Origin of the sequence: Frankia sp. AiPs1 (assembly GCF_023716945.1) — a bacterium.
Lineage (GTDB): Bacteria > Actinomycetota > Actinomycetes > Frankiales > Frankiaceae > Frankia.
This window is the reverse complement of sequence record NZ_JAMQQF010000601.1, coordinates 1-3,567: the sequence shown is the minus strand read 5'-3', so window position 1 is coordinate 3,567 and position 3,567 is coordinate 1. Positions and strand designations below refer to the sequence as shown.

Genomic DNA, 3,567 nt, shown 5'->3' with positions numbered 1-3,567 from the left:
CCGGGGCTCCGGGGGCTCCCGGGGTGGCGGGGACGGCAGGTGGTCCGACGGCACCGGGGACGCCGCCGGCGCCCGGTGCGCCGGACGAGGGGCCGCCGCGGCGGCGCGGGGTCGCCTACACCACCTACGCGATCACCGTGCTGGTACTGGTCATCGCCATTGCCGTCGTCGTGTTCGTGGTCAAGAACGACGCGCGGGTGAGTATCTGGCTGTTCGGCTCCACCCAGCGGATGTCGGTTGCCGCGGCGCTTGCCGCCTCGGCCGCCGCGGGTCTCGTCATCGGCCTGCTCATCGGGGTGATTCCGCAGATCCGGCTGCGCCGCGAGCTGCGGCAGCTACGGAAGGCGGCCCGCGGCCGGTAGGACGCCGAACAGGGGAATCGAACCTGTGCGCGGTGGCCGATGATGCGGTGGGCGTCACGCGGGTATTGCTGGCGGTCGGCGGCGCGCCGCTCGCCGTCGGGTCGCGTTCGCCGCGGAGTTCGCAAGCATCTCGACGGGGTGAAAGCGCTGACTCCGCGCTTCGTCGACGCCGGGATATCCGCCTTCACCCCGAGTCCCGATGCCGACGGCAGTACCAGCGCGCGGGACGACGCCGTCGATGGCCGGCTTACCGGCCGAGGTCGCCGACCTCGATCAGCCGTCCATCCCGCCGTGGCCGAAGAACGGGGCTTCCGTCCGGCTGCCGGCCGGTCGGCCGACGTCTGCCTGCCGCCACCGGTGCCCGTCCGGCGAGGTTGAACAATCGGACCCGGGCGGTGCGGGAGATCCCGATGAAGATCCCGCTGTGGCCCGCCGGGAAACCTGGCCGTACCGGTAACAGGTAGGCCGTCGACGTGCCGTATTACGGCGACGGCACGAGCAGGTGCACGCCCATCGAGTGGCATTCCAGACCGGCGACTTTTCCCGCGGCCCCGCCGCCCACACCCGCTGCGCCCGGTCGCGCCGGAGCAGGTCCGCGCCGGGGCGCCGCCACTGCCCCTCCCCCCGGTCGGGGTGACCCGGGCCGTCCGGCTCCGGCCCGGCAGGACTGATGGCCCGGGCGGCACCGGGCCGGGCGGCAGGACCAGCCACGGACCACCCTTTTGGGCCATCGATGCAGGACGAGTGGGGCGCACCGGCTTGCGCGGCGCAGGATGTTCGTGGCTAGGGTGAGTGGGGTGCAGGTGTAGCCCTGGATCGTTCTGGTGGGGTGGACAAGCCCATTACGTGGGTGACCCTTGTGAACTGCCCCGCGCGTGCGCTGCACCGCGGTGGGGACCCGAACGGCTCGCGGGGTGCCGCCGGTGCCATCCCCGGCCGGGTCGCGACGCCTGGTGCGGGCCGGGCGTCCGGTGCGTCGTAGAACCTCGTGGACCTCGCGTTTTACCGTCGGCAAGAGCGTGGCAGCGGAATTCTGTCGGCGGGGAACCGGGGACGCGGTCGGCGCCGGTGGATCGCTGGTCACATCACATTCACCGGAGTCGACCGGGTGGGCGTTCGTCGTTCTCCTGTTGTCGGGTAATCTTTCGAGCAACTTTGATCTGGGAGGTTTCATGGCAGAAACGAGAGCCATTCGCCGACTGGGTCGGGCCGCCTGCGCGGGAATCACCGGTTCGGGCGTACCGGGTCCCGCCGTCGGGCGGAATACCAGGATCATCGTCGGGCGCGGCGGTGCCGGCGGGGAGGCCGGTCACGTGCCGTCGCCGAGTGTGCCCGACGGCCCCGAGGAACGGGTCAAACTCGTTGATCGAGTCATTCTCGTGAGGGCCCGGCGGGAGATCCCCGAAAGCTGATCGAGCCCGCGGCGGAGAAGCCTGCGGGGCGGCGTCACCGGCTTCTCCGTCGCGGTTTGGGGATGTTTTCGGCCGAAGCGCCTGGGGGTTGCCGGCAGAGGTGGCCGGTTGGGGTAACCGATAGGTGGGTGTCCGGGGAGTCGAATGGCCGGGTAGCTGCGGTTCCATCGGTACAGTCCGATTTGTGACACCGCAGCGCACCGTTCCGCCGCCGGGGACATACCTCCCGCCGCTTCCGGCGAAGGTACCGACGCCCGGTACTCCCTGCCTGCGTGCTTTGTCCATTGCTTTGACGATGGTGAAGACGATGGTGAAGCAGCCGGACTTCCGGCCCGCGCCATCGCCGACGGCGCAGCGCGGCCACGCGAACGTCGACGTCGAGGGGCCCGGCACCGCCGGCGACGCATGCCACGACCGGCGACGGAACTTCCCCGGCCCCCGGAGTCGTCTGATGAGGGCGTGGGACGTGCCGCCAGACCGGCGCACACGTCCACCACAGGTTCGGCGGGCACGGTGGGGTGATGCCGACGACCGGACCTTCGGCTCTGCCGGCGACCGGACCTTCGGCTCTGCCGGGAGCGAGCCGGCGCCGGGCGGGACCTTAGCCGTCCGGCGGGTGGGCCGACGATCGCCGATGCTGGCAAGAACGACGTAAGGAGGGCGTGGTGCCGCCGAGGCCGCTGCGCTCGGGTGACCCCGAGCGGGTCGCCCGGTTCGCGCTGACCGCGCGGCTCGGCTCCGGCGGGATGGGCATCGTGTACCTCGGCGAGGACGACGACACCGGCCAGCTGGTCGCGATCAAGGTGATCCGATCGGATTTCGCCGCCGAGCCGGAGTTCCGCTCGCGGTTCCGCCGCGAGATCGAGGCGGCCAGGGCGGTCGGTGGGGCCTGCACGGCCCGGCTGGTCGACGCCGACCCCGACGCCGAGGACCCGTGGATGGCCACCGAGCTCATCCCCGGCCAGAGCCTCGCCGAGACGATCGCCACCCGGGGCGCCATGGCCACGCGGGAGGTCGTCGCGCTCGCCGCCGGCCTCGCGGAGGCGCTGACCGCCATCCACGGCGCCGGCATCGTCCACCGAGACCTCAAACCCGGCAACGTCATCCTCGGCGGCGACGGCCCCAAGGTGATCGACTTCGGCATCGCGGCGGCGGTCGACGCCACCGTCGCCACCCGCACCGGGGTCCTGCTCGGCAGCCCCGGCTACATGGCGCCCGAGCAGGTCACCGGGCACGGCGAGGTCGGTCCCGCGGCCGACGTCTTCGCCTGGGGCCTGACCGTGCTCTACGCCGCGACCGGTCGTCCCCCCTTCGGTACCGGCCGTGCCGACGCGCTGCTCTACCGGGTCGTGCACAGCGAGGCCGACACCGGCGACGTCCCCGCCGAGTTGCGGCCGGCGGTGATCGCGGCACTGGTGAAGGAGCCCGCCGAGCGGCCCAGCGCCGACGATCTGCTGCGGGGGCTGATCGGGCCCACCGACGATCCGGCGACGGGTACCCGCCGGCTGCTGCGCGAGGCGTGGAACCCGCCGCCGATCGACCCCGCGGCGTTCACCCATGTGCCCACGTTCACCCCGTCACCCACGTCCTCGCGGGCCGGTGACCGGCTGCGCGACGGCGACTTCCACGACAGCCAGACGCTGGTCGGGCTGCCCTCGCCGCGGCCTTCGGTCAGCTTCGTCCCGCCCGCCCAGCGCATCCCCGAGCACAGCCGCCCCACGACGCGTGCGGCCCGACGGCTGCGCGGCTGGGCACCGGGCGTGTTCGCCGCGCCGACCGGAACGCCCCCGCCC

General features: G+C 72.8%; 2 protein-coding genes. Both read left to right on the top strand.

The features are described 5' to 3' along the window. The coding region (locus tag ND748_RS28065; RefSeq protein ID WP_251749206.1) for a lipopolysaccharide assembly protein LapA domain-containing protein at positions 1–362 on the top strand (362 nt) is incomplete at its 5' end. Between the two features lie 2,077 nt (positions 363–2,439). Beyond that, positions 2,440–3,567: serine/threonine-protein kinase (locus ND748_RS28060; protein WP_251749205.1), on the top strand; the 1,128-nt coding region annotated here is incomplete at its 3' end.